This window comes from Paramagnetospirillum magneticum AMB-1, assembly GCF_000009985.1.
Taxonomy (GTDB): domain Bacteria; phylum Pseudomonadota; class Alphaproteobacteria; order Rhodospirillales; family Magnetospirillaceae; genus Phaeospirillum; species Phaeospirillum magneticum.
Genome location: NC_007626.1, coordinates 3,315,963 through 3,331,911, shown reverse-complemented (window position 1 = coordinate 3,331,911; position 15,949 = coordinate 3,315,963). Strand labels below are relative to the sequence as shown.

Below are 15,949 nucleotides of genomic sequence, written 5' to 3'. Positions count from 1 at the left end.
ACGCGCTGGAGAGCGGAGACGAAGGACCATGGGTGTGCTCATCAAGACCTTTTCCAAGTCTAGACTGGGAGCCATGGCCTTCGTCTTCGCCGCCAGCCTGTCCACGGCGGGGGCGACGCCCGAGGGGCAGGACAACGAGCCGCTGCTGGATTCCTCGCTGATTCAGGCGCTGATCGACATCGCCCAGCCGGGCCAGGTGATTTCTCCGCCGCCGGGCCGCTACAAATCCCATCTGGTGGTCAGCAAGCCCATCATCTTCGACGGCAAGAACCAGGTGACCCTGGACGGCGAGGGGCGGGGCTCGGTGCTGTGGATCAAGACCGACGGCGCCACGGTGCGCAACTTCCGTATCACCAATACCGGCCCCGACCATTCCAAGCAGGATGCGGGTGTGCAGGTGCGCGGCAAGGACAACGTGGTCGAAGACCTCCGCATGGACAACGTGCTGTTCGGCTTCAGCCTGGAGCAGTCCGAGCGCAACACCGTCCGGCGCAACCGGGTCGAGGGCAAGAAGGTCAGCCTGGGACGGCGCGGCGACGGCATCAAGCTATGGTACTCGCATCACAACGTGATCGAGGACAACCAGTTCATCCAGGGGCGCGACATCGTCTTCTGGTACTCGACCCACAACCGCTTCGCCGGCAACCGGCAGAGCGGCGGGCGCTATGGCCTGCATCTGATGCAGGCCCAGTACAACATCGCCGAGGGCAATTACTTCTTCGACAATTCCACCGGCATTTCCATGATGTACGACACCGGCGACGAACTGCGGAACAACGTCATCGCCAAGGCGGTTGGGGCCCAGGGGGTGTGCATCTCGCTGAAGGAAAGCAGCGACGTGGTGATCGAGAACAACGACATTCTCTATTGCTCGCAAGGCATTTCCATCGATGTGGCACCCTACGAGCCCGACAGCAAGAATCATCTGCGCGGCAACCGCATCGCCTATAACGACATCGGTGTGGCCTTCCTCAACGACTGGAAGGACAACGAGTTCACCGGCAATCTGTTTTCCGGCAACATCACCGAAGTGGCGGTCTATGGCGGCGGCAGCGCCAAGCGCAATGTCTGGGACGGCAACCGCTGGGAAGATTACCAGGGCTTCGACCGCGACGGCGACGGGGTGGGCGACAAGCCCCACCGGCTGTTCAATTACGCCGGACGGGTGTGGATGGACAAGCCCAACACCCGCTTTTTCAAGGGCACGCCGCTGCTGGAGGTGCTGGACTTCCTCGATCGTCTGGCGCCGTTCTCCGAGCCAGTGCTGATGCTGGAGGACAAGCATCCCCTGGTGGCCTCCGACGCCCGGGTGAAGGCTGGCTCCAGTCTTGATGCCACGGAAGATCTCAACCGCAATATCGACCGCCCCCGGCGGGCGGGCGAAGTCCCCGTCGCCCACGAAAAGGCGGGCGCCGGCCGCGGCGGCTCGCTCGAGCCCCGGCGCGGCACTTTTGGGAGCAAGGATGATGACTGAGCACGATGCGCCGCCCAAGGTGGCGCCGACTCCCCACCCCAACAACAAGACGCGGCGCATGGTGATGCGTTCCATCGCCATGGGCGGCGCCGTGGTCGGCGCCTCGCTGTTCGGGTTCTTTCCGGTGCTGCGCAAGTGGACGCCCCGGCTGCGGCCGCCGGGCGCCATCGACGAAGCCGATTTCCTGGCGGCCTGCATCAAGTGCGGCCAGTGCGTGCAGGTCTGCCCGGTGAAGGCCATCGAGCTGGGTGATCTGGACGAGGGCTTCGGCGTCGGCGTGCCTTACGTTCCGGCGCGGGCCCAGGCCTGCGACTTCTCGTGCGATGCGGTGCAATGTGTGCTGGCCTGCCCGACCGGGGCGCTCAGCCACAAGATCAGCAAGAAGGAAGAGGTCCGCATGGGCCTCGCCCGCCTGGACCGCCCCAACGCCTGCCTGGCGCGCAAGGGCGAGGGGTTCAAGGGCGTGGCCCGCCCGGCCCCGTTCAAGGGCGTCCATCGCTATCCCGAGATCGACCGCTGGAAGCCGGTCAAGCTGGCCGAGTACAAATACGATCTGGCGGTCTGCGACCTGTGCGTCCGGGAATGCCCGGTCCAGGGCGCCATCACTCTCGAGCCCATGAGCGCTGATCCGGCCGACAAGCGCCGCACGCCGGTGGTGCACCAGCCCTGCGTCGGCTGCGGCATGTGCGAGATGATCTGCCCGACCGAGCCCGCCTCCATCGTCGTCGACATCCGGCGCAAGTGGGGAGACGCGTGATGAAGCTCCTCTCCTCGCTCAAGGTCATGCTGGGCGCCGCGCCCGAGCGCCCCACCGGCTACACCCCCGAAGCCCAGGCCATGATGGATGCCAAGCGTCTGGTCAAGGGACCGGAGAAGGCCCGCCAGATCAAGGCCGCCCACGCCGAAAAGCATTCGCACAAGTGGCGCAACATCCGCTGGGCGACGCTGATCATGGTCAACATGATCTTTGTGCTGTCGTTCCGTTTCGACGTGCAACTGGTCGAAGGCGCACTGACCGCGTCCCGCGTCATCGGCTTTCACTTCGCCGACCTCAATTCGGCCATCCAGGTGATGCTGGCCTACAAGGTCATCCTGATCAATCTGGTGATCGGCACCGGCACGGTGCTGTTCATGTGGTGGCTGCTGGGCGGGCGCACCTTCTGCTCGTGGACCTGCCCCTACCATCTGCTGGCCGAGATCGCCGAGAAGATTCATCTGGCGCTCGCCAAGCGCAAGATGGTGGTGGATTACCCGCTGCATCGCGGCTCGCGCACCGTGCTGTATGTGGTTTTCGCCGTCCTGGCCTTCGTCAGCGGCTATACGGTGTTCGAATCCATCTCGCCCACCGGCATCGTCAGCCGCGCCCTGATCTACGGGCCGGGCCTGGCCATGGTCTGGGTGCTGGGTCTGCTGGCCTACGAGATCATCTTCATCCGCCGCATGTGGTGCCGCTACATCTGCCCCATCGGCCTGACCTATGGTTTCGTCGGCGCGGTGTCGCCGCTACGGGTCAGCTACAGCATGGAGAACTGCCTGCACGAGGGCGATTGCCGCAAGGTCTGTCTGGTGCCCCATGTGCTGGAATGCACCAAGAAGACCTATGCCGACGACGTCAAGGTGGCCATCGGCGCCGATTGCACCCGCTGCGGCCTGTGCATCGACGCCTGTCCGACGGGATCGCTGAAATACGAGGTCAAGGGACTGAACAAGCTGTTGTAGGCTGGTTGGGACAGGTGAGGGCAGGAACCGAATGATCGTTTTTGAAAACGTCTCCAAGACCTTCAAGCGGCACAGGGTGCTGGACGGGGTCAGCCTGTCCATCGACAAGGGCGAGCGGGTGGCGCTGGTGGGGTCCAACGGCGCGGGCAAGACCACTCTGATCCGTTGCCTGCTGGGCGAGTATCTGCACGAGGGCGCGGTCACGGTGAACGGCCTGGCCCCGCGCGGCAACCGCAAGACCGTGCTGTCCCATGTGGGCTTCGTGCCCCAGATACCGCCGCCGCTCAAGATGCCGGTGGGCGAGCTGGTCAATTTCTCCGCCGCCGTCTGCGGTTCCGACCCCGAGCGCATCATCACCATGGTGCGCGAGCTGGGGCTGGACTGGGACATGGTGCGCGGGCGGCCCTTCGTGAAGCTGTCGGGCGGCATGAAGCAGAAGATGCTGATCGGCATCGCGCTGGGCCGCGATTCCGACCTGCTGATCATGGACGAGCCCGCCGCCAATCTGGACCCGGAGGCGCGGCACATCTTCTTCCAGCTGCTCAACGAGCGGAAGGAGAAGGCGGTGATGCTGATCACCAGCCACCGTCTCGACGAGGTGGCCGCCCTGGTCAACCGGGTGGTGGAGATGGATCAGGGCAAGGTGGCGCTGGACGATCGCGTCGCCGACGACGTGGAGATGACGGCGCGGCTCGACTGCGTGGTGCGCCTGACCCGGGCGGAGCCGGCCTTCGCCAAGGCCATGGGCGACTGGCGGTTCACCGCCGACCCCGCCGGCACGGCCTGGAGCGGCGTGGTCAACGGGCCCGACCGCCTGCGCTTCCTGGGCGTTCTCGCCCGCTATGCCGGTCTGGTGGCCGGCATCGAGATGAAATAGGAGCGGACATCATGTGCGAGCATCATGGTCTCAATCGCCGCCGCTTCCTGGCTCTGGTTCCGGGCATGGTGATCGCCGTGTCGGCCTGCGGCCAGTCCAGCACCGGCCCGGCCGAGATCAAGTGGGGCCGCGAGACCTGCGAGTATTGCGGCATGATCATTGACGATCCCCATTTCGCCGCCCAGGTGCGGGGTGCCGACCGCAAGATCCACAAGTTCGACGATCTGGGCGATGCCGTGCTGTGGATGGCCAAGCAGAACTGGGCCGATGACGCGTCGGTGGAATTCTGGGTCGGCGGCCTGGAGACCGGCCAGTGGATGGACGGGCGCAAGGCCCTTTACGTGGACGGCCAGCACAGCCCCATGGCCCACGGCTTTGGCGCCGTGGCGGCGGGGCAGGCGGGCGCCATGGACTATGCCGCCATGAAGAACGCGGTGCTGGCCAAGGGCTCGACCAGCCGCTGCGAGCCCTCCGAGGCCCCCGCGAACACCACGACGAGAGACGGCTGATGACTCTGTTCATGTCATCCCGAGGGCGCGGCGCGGCCGAGGGATCTCATCCTGGCACGCTGTGCCCGAATCGGCCGAGCCGGTCCAGGCGGGGATTCCTCGCTGCCGCTCGGAATGACAATCCTGGAGAGGCGGCATGAACGCGCTTTACCTTACCGCCCGGCTGGACATCGCGGAATCGCTGCGGTCGCGCTGGTTCATGTTCTACTCCATCGTCTTCGGCGGCATCGTGGTGCTGCTGTTCGTGTTCGGCCTGACCGAATCGCGCATCCTGGGCTTTACCGGCCTGTCGCGCCTGCTGGTCACCTATATCCAGCTCTGCGTCGCCATTTTGCCGGTCTTCATCTTGATCACCACCGTGCGGTCGGTGGCGGGCGACCGCGATGCCGGCGTGTTCGAATACATGCTGTCCCTGCCGGTCCCCCTTTACGCCTGGTTCTGGGGCAAGATGATCGGCCGCTTCGTGGTGGTGTTCCTGCCGGTGTTCGGCGCCATGGCAGTGGCGGCGCTCTATGCCCTGGTGCGCGGCATCGGAGTGGATTGGAGCCTGTTCGTCCTCTACACCGCCTTGCTGGTGGCCCTGGCCTGGGCCTTTCTCGGCATCGGCATGCTGATCTCGACCCTGGCGCGCACCCCCGACGTGGCCCAGACCGGGGCCTTCCTCACCTGGCTGGTGCTGCTGCTGTTCCTCGACCTGATCCTGCTGGGCCTGATGATCCGCGAAAGGCTGCCGCTGGAGCTGATTGTCGGCATTGCCGTGGCCAATCCGCTGCAAAGCTTCCGTACCGCCGCCATTTTGCTGTTCGATCCGCAGATGGTGGTGCTGGGGCCAAGCTCCTACGTCATCCTCGACGCGCTGGGCCGCAGCGGCTATCTTACATTCGCACTTGCTTATCCAATGGCGCTGGGCACCCTTTGCGCCGGGATCGGCTATTTCCTGTTCCGTCGGGGTGATCTCCCTTGACCACGTCGCTGTCGGGTACCTTTGGTTTCCAGTCGGTTACGCCCGAGGAGCGCGAGACGCGCATCCGCGCGGTCTTCAACGCCGTGGCGCCGCGCTATGACCTGATGAACGACGTGATGAGCTTCGGCATCCATCGCCTGTGGAAGCGGGAAATGGTCAAGGCCGCCCGTCCGGAGGCGGGGCAGGTCATGGTCGATCTGGCCGGCGGCACCGGCGATGTGGCCCGGCTGCTGGCCGGGCAGGGGCGCCGGGTGATGGTCTGCGATCCCTCGCCCGAGATGATGGCGGTGGGGCAGCGGCGCTGCCGGGGGCTGGGGGTCGAGTTCATCGAGGGCAAGGCCGAGGCCATGCCGTTCGAGACCAATTCGGTGGATACCCTGACCATCGCCTTCGGCCTTCGCAACGCCACCAGCCCGGATGCCGCCCTGGCCGAGATCTTTCGGGTCCTCAAGCCCGGCGGCTGGTTCGTCTGCCTGGAATTCTCCAAGCCCTGGGCGCTGATCCGTCCGTTCTACGACGCCTATTCCTTCCATGTGATTCCGCGTCTCGGCGCCTGGATCGCCCGCGAACCGGCGGCTTATGCCTATCTGGTGGAATCCATCCGCCGCTTTCCCGACCAGCGCGAGATGGCCGGTCTGATGGCGGATGCGGGATTCCAGCGCGTCGTCTGGCGCAATCTGTCGGCGGGCATCGCCTGCCTGCATTCCGGCGTGAAGCCCGCGTCATGAAGCTGGAGTCCGGCCAGCCCGAAAAGCCGTCCCTGGTCATCCCCGGCCCCGATGCCAGCCGCGCCGACCAGCCGGACGGCTGGCGGCTGTGGTGGCTGGCCATCCGGCCCAAGACCCTGACCATTTCCGTGGCCCCGGTGCTGGCGGGCGGCGCCCTGGCCTTCGCCGATGCCGGACAGTTGGACCCGCGTCCCCTGGCCGCCGCGCTGCTGGGCGCCCTGGCCATTCAGGCGGGGACCAATCTCTACAACGATGTGGGCGATGCCCTGCGCGGCGGCGACCAGCCCCTGCGTCAGGGGCCGCCGCGCGTCACCGCGCTGGGCTGGGCCACCCCCGAGCGGGTCAAGCGCGCCGCCCTGGTCTGCTTCGCCCTGGCCGCCCTGGTGGGGCTTTATCTCGCCTGGCTGGGCGGCTGGCCGGTGGTCGCCCTGGGCCTCGCCTCGCTGCTGGCCGGCTGGGCCTATTCCAGCGGTCCCCGGCCCATCGCCTATACTCCCTCCGGCGAGCTCTTCGTCATCGCCTTCTTCGGCATCGGCGCGGTGGGGGGGACGTATTACCTTCAGACACTGTCATTGACCGGTCAGTCGATCATGGTCGGCGCCGCCATGGGGGCGGTGGCCGCGGCGGTGCTGCTGGCCAATAATTACCGCGACATGGAGCCCGACCGTCTGGCCGGGCGCCGCACCCTGGCCATTCGGGTCGGCATCGAGGCCTCCAGGCGGTCTACGGCATGCTGCTGCTGTCGCCCATCGCGCTTTTGGCCTCGCCCCTGGGGCCGAAGGGCGGCTGGCTGTGCCTGGGGGCCTTGCCCTTCGCCCTGTGGCTGATCCTGCGCTTTGCCACCCAGGCCCGGGGTCCGGCCTTCAACGCCATCCTGGCCTCGACCGCCCGCTTCCAGTTGCTGCTGGCGGGGCTGCTTGGGGTCGGAGTTCTGCTGTGATCACCCAGGCCGCCTTGCCGCTGGCCCTGGCTTTCATCATGTTCGCCATGGGCCTGACCATGGATGGGCGCGATTTCCGCGTGGTGTTCGGCAGCCCCAAGGCCCTGGCGGTGGGGCTGGGAGCCAAGCTGGTGCTGCTGCCGGCCCTGGGGCTGGCCCTGGTGCTGGCTTGGCGGCCGGAACCCGATTTCGCCGTGGGCATGATCCTGCTGGCCGCCTGTCCCGCCGGGGTGACCTCGGCCCTGCTGACCCATCATGCCGGCGGGCGCATCGCCCTGGCCGCCACCATCACCGCGCTCACCTCCCTGGCCGCCACCCTGACCGTGCCCCTGCTGGTCAATGTGGGCCTGGCCCTGTTCGCGGGCTATGACCGGTCGGTCGAGATTCCCGTGGCCAAGATGACCCTGGGCATTTTCCTGGTGGATACGGTGCCGCTGGTCCTGGGGCTGGTCCTCCAGCGGTCCTGGCCGGGACTGGCCGGGCGCCTGGGCCGCGTGGCCCGCCCGGTGGCTACCTTGCTGTTCGCCCTGATCGTGGTCGGCGCCTTCGTCAGTCAGCGTCAGGCGCTGATCGACCATGTGGGCGACGTGGTGCCCGCCGCCCTGATCCTCAATCTGGCCGCCATGACCGGGGCCTGGGCGCTGGGGGCGGCGGCACGCCTGGATCTGGCCGACCGCATCGCCGTGGTCATGGAGAACGGGCTGCAGAACGGGGCGCTGGGCATCTTCGTGGCGGTGACGCTGCTGGGCAACCCGGCCATGATGGTGCCCAGCATCGTCTACGCCTTCGTCATGAACCTGACGGCCGTCGCGTTCATCCTGGCGGTGAAGCGCCGCCGCCGGGTGGTCACCGGTTAGGGTCGACCACCACCCGTCCCTTGACCTCGCCCTTGAGGATCTTGGCCCCCATCTCGGGCAGATCCACCAGCCGGATTTCGGTGGTCAGCGAATCCAGCCGGTCCAGGGGCAGCAGCTCGGCCAGACGCTTCCAGGCGATCAGCCGCCGGGGCTTGGGGGCCATCACCGAATCGATGCCCAGGATGCAGGCGCCGCGCAGCAGGAAGGGCAGCACCGTCAGGTTGAACTCGACGCCGCCGGCATTGCCGCACGAGGCCACGGCGCCGCGCACGCGCAGACTGGCGACGGTATTGGCCAGGGTGGCCCCGCCGACGCTGTCCACCGCCGCGGCCCAACGCTCGGAAAGCAGGGGCTTGGCGGGCGGCGCGCCCACTTCGGCGCGGTCGACGATGGAGCTGGCCCCCAGCGAGCGCAGATACTCGCCCAGGCTTTCGCGGCCCGTCGAGGCGGCGACGCGATAGCCCAGCTTGGACAGCAGCAGCACGGCGACGCTGCCCAGGCCGCCAGCCGCGCCGGTGACCAGCACCTCGCCCTCGTCCGAGGTGCGCAGGCCGTGATCCTCCAGCGCCATCACCGCCAGCATGGCGGTGAAGCCGGCGGTGCCCACCGCCATGGCCTGACGGGCGGAGAGGCCCTGGGGCAGGGGGACCAGCCAGTCCGCCTTGACCCGGGCCTTGGCGGCATAGCCGCCCCAATGGGTCTCGCCCACCCGCCAGCCGGTGAGGATCACCCTGTCGCCCGGCTTGAATTCGGGCGAGGCGGAGGCTTCGACGGTCCCGGCGAAATCCACGCCCGGCACATGGGGGTATTTGCGCACCAGCCGGCCCAGGCCGCCCAGGATCATGCCGTCCTTGTAGTTCAGGGTGCTGTACTCGACCTTGACCAGCACCTCGCCCTCGGGCAGGTCGGAGTCCGTCAGCCGGCGGATGGAGGCGGTGACCTTGCCGTCGGTCTCGTCAAGCATCAGGGCGGGGAAATCGCTCATGGTCACCTCCTTGGGGCGGGGGAATGCCGCCCTCCAGTGTAGCAGCGAATGCATCGCGCCTCATCGACAAGATGGGGACTGGCGGTTACCCTGCCATGATCCGGTCGGGAGAAAGCCATGCGTCAGTCCACAACTCCACAGCGTCCCCTCGTGTGTTCCGGCGATGTGGGAAACATGATCAGCACGGCGCTGAGCAATATGCTGCTGTCCATCCTGACCCTGTCCATCTACCGCTTCTGGGGCAAAACCAATGTGCGCCGCCAGTTGTGGAGCGCCACCCGCGCCTGGGGCGATCCGCTGGAATATACCGGCACCGGCAAGGAGCTGTTCATCGGCTTCCTGATCGTGCTGGTGATCGTCTACCTGCCGCTGGTGGCCGGCTTCGCCTCGGCGCAGGTGCTGCTGGTGTCGGGCAATCCCCTGGGGGCGCTGCTGCTGTCGGGGCTTTACCTGCTGACCATCTTGCTGGTGTCGGTGGGCCTTTATCGGGCGCGGCGCTACCAGATGTCGCGTACCCTGTGGCGCGGCATCCGGGGCGGCCAGACCGGATCGGGCTGGGGCTATGCCCTGCGCAGCCTGGCGGTGTGGATGGCCGTGCCGCTCAGCCTGGGCTGGGCCTTGCCCTGGGGCGAGATGTGGCTGGCCTCCTACCGCCTCAACAACACGACCTTCGGCGACCGTCGCTTCACCTGCGACGCCACCGCCTCGGGTCTCTACGGCCGCTTTACCCTGGTGTGGTTCAGCGGGCTGATCTTCGCGGTGGCGGCCATCGCCGCCGCCGCCGGCGCCTCTTCCCTGGTGGGGGAGAGCGAGGAGGACCAGGCGGCGGCCGGAATCGGCTTCGCCATGCTTCTCGTGCCGGTGGCGGTGGTGACCATGGCCCTGCCCCTGGCGTGGTACCGGGCGGGCTTTTACCGCAATCTGGCGGCGGGGACCGAATTCGAGGGCAGCCGCTTCTCGGCCGACACCCGGGCCTGGCGGCTGATCGGGCTGGTGATGGGCAACATGCTGATCTCGCTGTTCAGCTTCGGGATCTTGCGCCCCTGGGCATCCCTGCGCACCTTTCGCTACGCCTGTTCGGTGATCGGGGTCGAGGGCGAGCCTGATTTCGCCCGGGTCCACCGGGCCGAGGATACCGGGCCGAGCACCGGGGAGGGGCTGGTGGCGGTGCTGGACGGGGCCGGCGAGTTTTGATCGCCACCGAGGCCGAGCGCCCGGGGCGGTTCAGCGACGGCCGCAGCGCCGCCTCGCGCAAGGTGATGGTCCGCGTCCAGTCCGGCGGCCTGGAAATCCGGGGCGAGGATGGCTTTCTCATCGCGGTGTGGAAGACCGACGATCTGGTGGCCGACGGCGAGTGGCCGGAAAAGCGCGGCATCAGGCTGCGCTGCGCCTCCGAGCCCGACGCCCGGCTGGCCATCGAGGATGCCGTGGTGATCCGCGAGGCCCTGCCCAAGCCGCCCGCCTGGCGCAAAAGCCGGCATGCGGCCCTGATTCTCGGCTGCCTGCTGGGTGGGCTGGTGCTGGCCGGGTTGATGGTCGGTCTGGCGCCGGTGTCCCGGCTGCTGGCCCATCTGCTGCCCGCCGGGCTGGAGCGCCAGTGGGGCCAGTCCATCGCCGGCGGCCTGGAAGGCCAGATGAAGGCCTGCCAGGGCAAGGAGGGGCTGCGGGTGCTCGACGCCCTGACCCGCCGGCTGGCCGAGCCGCTGCCCGCCGACCGGCGCGAGGTGCGCGTCCATGTGCTGCACTCCAAGGACGTCAACGCCTTGGCTCTGCCGGGCGGCGAGATCATCCTGTTTTCCGGATTGATCAACAAGGCCGAGGGGCCGGACGAACTGGCCGGGGTGCTGGCCCACGAACTCACCCATATCGGCGAGCGGCATGTGAGCGCCGCCATGATCCGCGCCCTGGGCGTCGGCGTGTTCGCCACCATGATCACCGGCGATGCCTCGGGGCTGGTGGCCAGCGGCCTGGGCGCCGCCCTGGCCGGGGCCTATACCCGCGAGGACGAGAGCGCCGCCGATCTGGGGGCGCTGGCCCTGCTGGAGGCGGCGGGCATCGGCTCGGACGGTCTGGCCCTGTTCTTCCGCCGCCTCGCCACCATGGAGGGGCGCCAGGGGCAGGTGCTGGCCTGGCTCAGCACCCATCCCGATTCCGTCCGCCGCGCCGAGGCGGTCGAGGCCCGGCGGTTGCCGGCCCCGCGCCTGCCCGCCCTCTCCGATGCCGATTGGCAGGCGGTGAAACGGATCTGTTCCAAAAAGTCGCCATAATCCCCATGTAATCGGCGAGGGACATTCAGGGCAGGTGGAGAGACGGACATGCTGATCAGATCCGCTGCGGACTTGCGCGAATCCGAGGTGACCGACAAGGCTCTGTGGCTGGATCGTCGCCGCTTCCTGGCGCTGGGGGCGGCGGGCGCCCTGGCGCTGTCTGGCCTTCCGGCCGAGGCGGGGCTGAACACGGTCAAGGGGCCGTTCTCCACCGACGAGCCGCCCACCCCCCGAAAGGACGTCACCACCTACAACAACTTCTATGAGCTGGGGGTGGAGAAGTCCGATCCCGCCCAACTGGCGCCCAGCTATTTCACCAAGACCAGACCGTGGAGCGTCACCATCGCCGGGGAATGCGCCAAGCCCGGCACCCTGGGCTACGAGGATCTGATCAAGCCGCACCGGCTGGAGGACCGCATCTACCGCATGCGCTGCGTCGAAGCCTGGTCCATGGTGATCCCCTGGGTGGGCATTCCCCTGGGCGAGGTGCTGAAGCGCTTCGAGCCCGGCTCCAAGGCCAAGTTCGTGGAATTCACCACCCTGCAGGACCCCGAGCGCCTGCCGGGCCAGCGCCGCTCCGTCATCGACTGGCCCTATGTGGAGGGCCTGAGGATCGACGAGGCCATGCATCCGCTGGCCCTGCTGGCGGTGGGACTGTACGGCGAGGAATTGCTGCCCCAGAACGGCGCGCCCATCCGGCTGGTGGTGCCGTGGAAATACGGGTTCAAATCCATCAAGTCGATCGTCGCCATCCGCTTTGCCGAGACGCCGTCCAGGACCGCCTGGATGAAGGCGGCGCCGCGGGAATACGGCTTTTACGCCAACGTCAATCCGGCCGTGGACCATCCGCGCTGGAGCCAGGGAGCCGAGCGGCGCATCGGCGAATTCCTGAAGCGCAAGACACTGCCGTTCAACGGCTATGCCGATCAGGTGGCCTCGCTCTATTCCGGCATGGATCTGGCGGCGAATTTCTGATGGACAAGCTGCTGCGCCAAGGCTGGGTCAAGCCCCTGCTGTTCGCCGTCTGCCTGATCCCGCTGGGCCTCCTGGTCTGGCGGGGCGCTTCCGGCGGGCTGGGGGCCAATCCCATCGAGGCGACCAACCGCTTCCTGGGCGACTGGGCGCTTCGCTTCCTGCTGATCGCCCTGGCGGTGACGCCGCTGCGGCAGATGACCGGCTGGAATGCCGTCGCCCGCTGGCGGCGCATGCTGGGCCTGTTCGCCTTCGCCTATGTGGTGCTGCATTTCAGTTCCTATGTGGGGCTGGACCAGTTCTTCGACTGGTCGGCCATCGGACGGGAGATCGTCAAGCGCCGCTACATCACCCTGGGCATGGTGGCGGTGGTGCTGCTGATCCCCCTGGCGCTGACCTCGACCAACGCCATGATGCGCCGCCTGGGCGGCAGGCGCTGGCAGGCGCTGCACCGGCTGGTCTATGTCATCGCCCCCCTGGGGGTGGCCCATCACTGGATGATGGTCAAGAAGGACATCACCGAGCCCGCCATCCACGCCGCCATCCTGGCCGTGCTTCTCGGCTGGCGGGGGGTGGCGCGGCTGCGGCATAATGGCGCCGCAACCACAGCCAGGCCCACCGCATGTTCCGTGCCGCAATCATCCTCGCCATCGCCTTAAGTCCCGCCGTCGCCTGGGCGGCGGGCAAGCCGAAGAACTGCTTTTCCACGACCGAGATCAGGGCCGAGCAGGAGGTGCGCCAGGGGATCTTCCTGCGCGAAGCCGCCAATCGCTGCAACGAACGCCTGCTGCCCGGCGCCCGCGACCGCTGGCAGAAGATCGAAGGGGCCAATGGCGCCAAGTTCCGCTCCTCGGTGGATAAACGCCTCAAGGCCTGGGAGCGGGAGTTCCCCGACGACTGGAAGTACAAGATCAACTACGCCGATGGGCGGCTGGTCACCTTCGCCCGCAATATTCCGCTGACCGAAGGGTTCTGCGAGAATATCGACGAGTTGCTGCAGACCATCGAGAAGCGCGGCTTCGCCGCCTTCACCAAGTTGTCCAAGACGGTCCGCAATCAGGTCACCGACGACTATAAGGTCTGTCAGTAAGGTCAAATCCGCTCGGCTGCCCGGCGGGCTGCCGCCCCAACCATCCCCCGCTTTTTCGTCAGGATGCGCCCAGTCCTTGCCCAGGGACTGCCTGGGAGGCTTTTGCTCGCCCGGATTTGGAGTTGGTGTAATTACGTATGCAAAACTGTACGCATGGGCTTGAGTTTTTTGCGTCTGCACAATGACAATAATTTAATGATAAATGGCGATGACCGGCAAAGACACCGATGACGCGCATCAGTAAAGAGTATCGTGAGCTTGGCTTGATGCTTGCCGGTATAGGCGTGTTTGTATCGGTAATATCAAATAGCGAGCGCGATAGTCAGAAGTTGCTCTGCATTGGTTGTATGGTTCTGGCTGGGTTTTGTAGGTGTATTTTGCTCGCACATTTAAACCTCAACCGGCCGTGATCGCCCAAGTGCGTCTGGCAGACTAGGGAGAAAGCCATGCTGGCAAAGTTGGGTATCGCAAATCGCCTGTTGGTGGGATTCGTCGTCCTAATCGCGTTGATCGCCGGCTTGGCGACCTTCTCCAGGATTTCGGCCGGTGACATCGCCGCCGCCGTGGCGGCAAGCCGGCGGGGCAGCGACAACGCCTTGGCGCTGGAGAGCATCGAGCGGCACATCTACGAGGCGCGCTTCAATATCTGGGTGTATTTCGGCACCGACGACACCAGCCGCCTGCAGAAGGGAATTTCCCTGACGAACGATCTGATCAAGGAGGTCGAGGCGCTGCATGCCGCCACCCTCTTCGCGCCGGAGCGTCAGCGGCAGGTGCGCGAGATGGCCGAGCTGATCGCCGCCTACAAGGTCAGGGTCGAGAAGCTCAGCGAATTGAGGGCGCGAAAGGCGGCCTTCGATGATCCAGAACTGGCGGCGTCCCGCAGTGACGCCGGAAAGATCAGCGCGGCCATCGACAAGATCGGCGCCAGCCTGTCCGAGGGCTATCGCGCCACCTCCGATGCCGAGGCGGCCCAGGTTGAAAGCCTGATCGCCCTGGTCAGCCGCCTGTCCGTCATCGTCGGATTGCTGGCTACCGTCTTCGGTCTGGTTCTCGCCCTGGCCATCGGTCGCAGCATCACCAATCCCCTGGGGGATCTGGTGGGGGCGGTGCGTCGTCTGGCCGGAGGCGATACCGGCTTGGCCGTGCCGGGCGTGGAGCGCCGCGACGAGTTCGGGCCGCTTGCCCAGGCCCTGAACGGCTGGCGGAGCAGCATCATGGAGGCCGCCGCCCGGGCGGAGGAGGAGCGCCTGGCCCGGACCCAGCGCGAGGCCCGTCAGCAGGTCATCGAGGTGGCGACCCAGCGTTTCGACCAATCCATCGAGACCACCCTGAGCCGGGTCAAGGCCGCCGTTCAAGCGCTGCATGGTTCGGCCGACACCTTGTCGGCCAATGCCGAGCAGACCCAGCGCCAGAGCAGCGCCGTCTCGACCGCCACCGACGAGGCGACGGCCAATGTGGGGACCGTGGCCTCAGCCAGCACGGAACTGGCCAGTTCCATCCACGAGATCTCGCGGCAGGTCCGTCAGTCCTCGGACATCGCCCAGGCCGCCGAGACCGAGGTCATGGAGGCGACGCGCAAGGTCACCGGCATGGCCGAGGCGGCGCAGCGGATTGGCAACGTGGTCAAGCTGATCAGCGACATCGCCAGCCAGACCAACCTACTGGCCCTGAACGCCACCATCGAAAGCGCCCGGGCCGGCGACGCCGGCAAGGGATTCGCCGTGGTGGCGCACGAGGTCAAGAATCTGGCTGGACAGACGGCCAAGGCCACGGAGGAGATCACCTTGCAGATCTCTGCGGTGCAGGCGGAAACCCAGGCGGCGGTCGAGGCCATCTCGGGCATTTCCCATACCATCTCGCGCATCAATGAGCTGGCGACGGCCATCGCTGGGGCGGTCGAGGAGCAAGGCGCCGCCACGGCGGAAATCGCCCGCAACGTGGAACTGGCCAACGAAGGCACCAGCGAGGTGGCCCGCAATATCGCCGGCGTCGCCCAGGCTGCCTCGGAAACCGGCGGCATGGCCCAGGCGGTGTTCACCTCGGCCAACGGCCTGCTGGACGAGAGCGCCCGCCTGGAAAGCGAGGTGCGGGAATTCCTGACCAGCGTGCGGACAGCCTGATCCCGGCCTTGAAATGAAAGCGCCCCGGCCGCGAGGCCGGGGCGCTTTGAGGTTCGTGGCGAACCGGCTTAGCTCTGCGCGGAGCCGCCGCCGGTCGAGGCCAGGTACATCACGATGCTGGTGAACACGGCGGTCAGCGCCAGGCCCAGATACACGGCGAAACCGAGCGGGCTGTGGGCCGGGCTCGGATCGGCGACGCCGCCGAACAAGGCGCTCAGCACGGAAACGGCCAGATACAGAGCGATGACCGTAACGCCGGCAACGGTAAGACCCAGAACCTTCGGAAGGACGCCCATAACACGCTCCATGAATTTGCGGTGCCGCCCCCGACGGGCTGCACGAATTGTCTAATCGGCCCGGTCTTGCCTTGTCGGGCGAATCAGGCCGATCCCCTCACGCTGATCTACTACCAGATTTAGGGGCTTTGCGGAAGGTCCAATCAAT

General features: G+C 66.8%; 18 protein-coding genes. 16 read left to right on the top strand and 2 right to left on the bottom strand.

Features of this window, described 5'->3' with window-relative positions; genetic code table 11:
• Positions 1–28: 28 nt before the first annotated feature.
• The 10 genes from nosD (at position 29) to AMB_RS15475 (ending at position 8,068) form a co-directional block, all read left to right on the top strand.
• On the top strand, positions 29–1,474 hold the full coding sequence (gene nosD / locus AMB_RS15515) for a nitrous oxide reductase family maturation protein NosD (protein ID WP_011385457.1): 1,446 nt from the start codon (positions 29–31) through the stop codon (positions 1,472–1,474).
• Positions 1,467–2,231 (top strand): 4Fe-4S dicluster domain-containing protein, encoded by a 765-nt coding sequence (locus AMB_RS15510; protein ID WP_011385456.1) that lies wholly within the window; start codon positions 1,467–1,469, stop codon positions 2,229–2,231. Before nosD ends, AMB_RS15510 begins: the two co-directional genes overlap by 8 nt.
• A complete protein-coding gene (locus AMB_RS15505) occupies positions 2,231–3,193 on the top strand; it encodes a NapH/MauN family ferredoxin-type protein (RefSeq protein WP_011385455.1) in 963 nt (320 codons plus the stop codon). The genes AMB_RS15510 and AMB_RS15505 overlap by 1 nt, the downstream gene beginning before the upstream one ends.
• A 31-nt stretch (positions 3,194–3,224) precedes the next feature.
• On the top strand, positions 3,225–4,070 hold the full coding sequence (locus AMB_RS15500; RefSeq protein ID WP_011385454.1) for an ABC transporter ATP-binding protein: 846 nt from the start codon (positions 3,225–3,227) through the stop codon (positions 4,068–4,070).
• An 11-nt stretch (positions 4,071–4,081) separates the two neighbouring features.
• Positions 4,082–4,579, top strand: coding sequence for a hypothetical protein (locus AMB_RS15495; protein ID WP_011385453.1), 498 nt, complete (start codon positions 4,082–4,084; stop codon positions 4,577–4,579).
• A 136-nt stretch (positions 4,580–4,715) separates the two neighbouring features.
• Positions 4,716–5,543, top strand: a complete 828-nt coding sequence (locus tag AMB_RS15490) for an ABC transporter permease (protein ID WP_011385452.1) — start codon at positions 4,716–4,718, stop codon at positions 5,541–5,543.
• Positions 5,540–6,271, top strand: a complete 732-nt coding sequence (gene ubiE, locus AMB_RS15485) for a bifunctional demethylmenaquinone methyltransferase/2-methoxy-6-polyprenyl-1,4-benzoquinol methylase UbiE (protein WP_043744749.1) — start codon at positions 5,540–5,542, stop codon at positions 6,269–6,271. The genes AMB_RS15490 and ubiE overlap by 4 nt, the downstream gene beginning before the upstream one ends.
• Positions 6,268–7,098, top strand: a complete 831-nt coding sequence (menA, locus tag AMB_RS15480; RefSeq protein ID WP_011385451.1) for a 1,4-dihydroxy-2-naphthoate octaprenyltransferase — start codon at positions 6,268–6,270, stop codon at positions 7,096–7,098. The genes ubiE and menA overlap by 4 nt, the downstream gene beginning before the upstream one ends.
• Positions 7,077–7,211: a hypothetical protein gene (locus AMB_RS26825; protein WP_269446028.1), complete on the top strand. Its 135-nt coding sequence runs from the start codon at positions 7,077–7,079 to the stop codon at positions 7,209–7,211. Before menA ends, AMB_RS26825 begins: the two co-directional genes overlap by 22 nt.
• Positions 7,208–8,068: a bile acid:sodium symporter family protein gene (locus tag AMB_RS15475; RefSeq protein WP_043744747.1), complete on the top strand. Its 861-nt coding sequence runs from the start codon at positions 7,208–7,210 to the stop codon at positions 8,066–8,068. The genes AMB_RS26825 and AMB_RS15475 overlap by 4 nt, the downstream gene beginning before the upstream one ends.
• On the opposite strand, the gene AMB_RS15470 is transcribed toward AMB_RS15475, so the two are convergent.
• Positions 8,058–9,053 (bottom strand): MDR family oxidoreductase, encoded by a 996-nt coding sequence (locus AMB_RS15470; RefSeq protein WP_043744744.1) that lies wholly within the window; start codon positions 9,051–9,053, stop codon positions 8,058–8,060. The genes AMB_RS15475 and AMB_RS15470 overlap by 11 nt on opposite strands.
• Before the next feature lie 174 nt (positions 9,054–9,227).
• On the opposite strand from AMB_RS15470, the gene AMB_RS15465 reads away from it, so the two are divergent.
• The 6 genes from AMB_RS15465 (at position 9,228) to AMB_RS15440 (ending at position 15,505) form a co-directional block, all read left to right on the top strand.
• The gene (locus AMB_RS15465; RefSeq protein ID WP_231848859.1) at positions 9,228–10,247 is read left to right on the top strand and encodes a YjgN family protein; all 1,020 of its coding nucleotides are present in this window, start codon (positions 9,228–9,230) and stop codon (positions 10,245–10,247) included.
• A complete protein-coding gene (locus tag AMB_RS23500; protein ID WP_050750735.1) occupies positions 10,244–11,320 on the top strand; it encodes a M48 family metallopeptidase in 1,077 nt (358 codons plus the stop codon). The genes AMB_RS15465 and AMB_RS23500 overlap by 4 nt, the downstream gene beginning before the upstream one ends.
• A gap of 48 nt (positions 11,321–11,368) precedes the next feature.
• Entirely contained in the window at positions 11,369–12,295 is a 927-nt protein-coding gene (gene msrP, locus AMB_RS15455; RefSeq protein WP_011385446.1) for a protein-methionine-sulfoxide reductase catalytic subunit MsrP, read from the top strand.
• Positions 12,295–12,951 carry a sulfite oxidase heme-binding subunit YedZ gene (locus AMB_RS15450; RefSeq protein WP_011385445.1) on the top strand — a complete coding sequence of 219 codons (657 nt, stop codon included), beginning with the start codon at positions 12,295–12,297 and terminating at the stop codon, positions 12,949–12,951. The genes msrP and AMB_RS15450 overlap by 1 nt, the downstream gene beginning before the upstream one ends.
• Positions 12,915–13,382, top strand: coding sequence for a hypothetical protein (locus AMB_RS15445; protein ID WP_011385444.1), 468 nt, complete (start codon positions 12,915–12,917; stop codon positions 13,380–13,382). The genes AMB_RS15450 and AMB_RS15445 overlap by 37 nt, the downstream gene beginning before the upstream one ends.
• 446 nt (positions 13,383–13,828) lie before the next feature.
• Complete coding sequence (locus AMB_RS15440) at positions 13,829–15,505, top strand: methyl-accepting chemotaxis protein (protein WP_011385443.1); 1,677 nt, start codon at positions 13,829–13,831, stop codon at positions 15,503–15,505.
• Positions 15,506–15,573: 68 nt separating this feature from the next.
• On the opposite strand, the gene AMB_RS15435 is transcribed toward AMB_RS15440, so the two are convergent.
• Positions 15,574–15,801, bottom strand: coding sequence for a hypothetical protein (locus AMB_RS15435; RefSeq protein WP_011385442.1), 228 nt, complete (start codon positions 15,799–15,801; stop codon positions 15,574–15,576).
• Between the last annotated feature and the right edge of the window lie 148 nt (positions 15,802–15,949).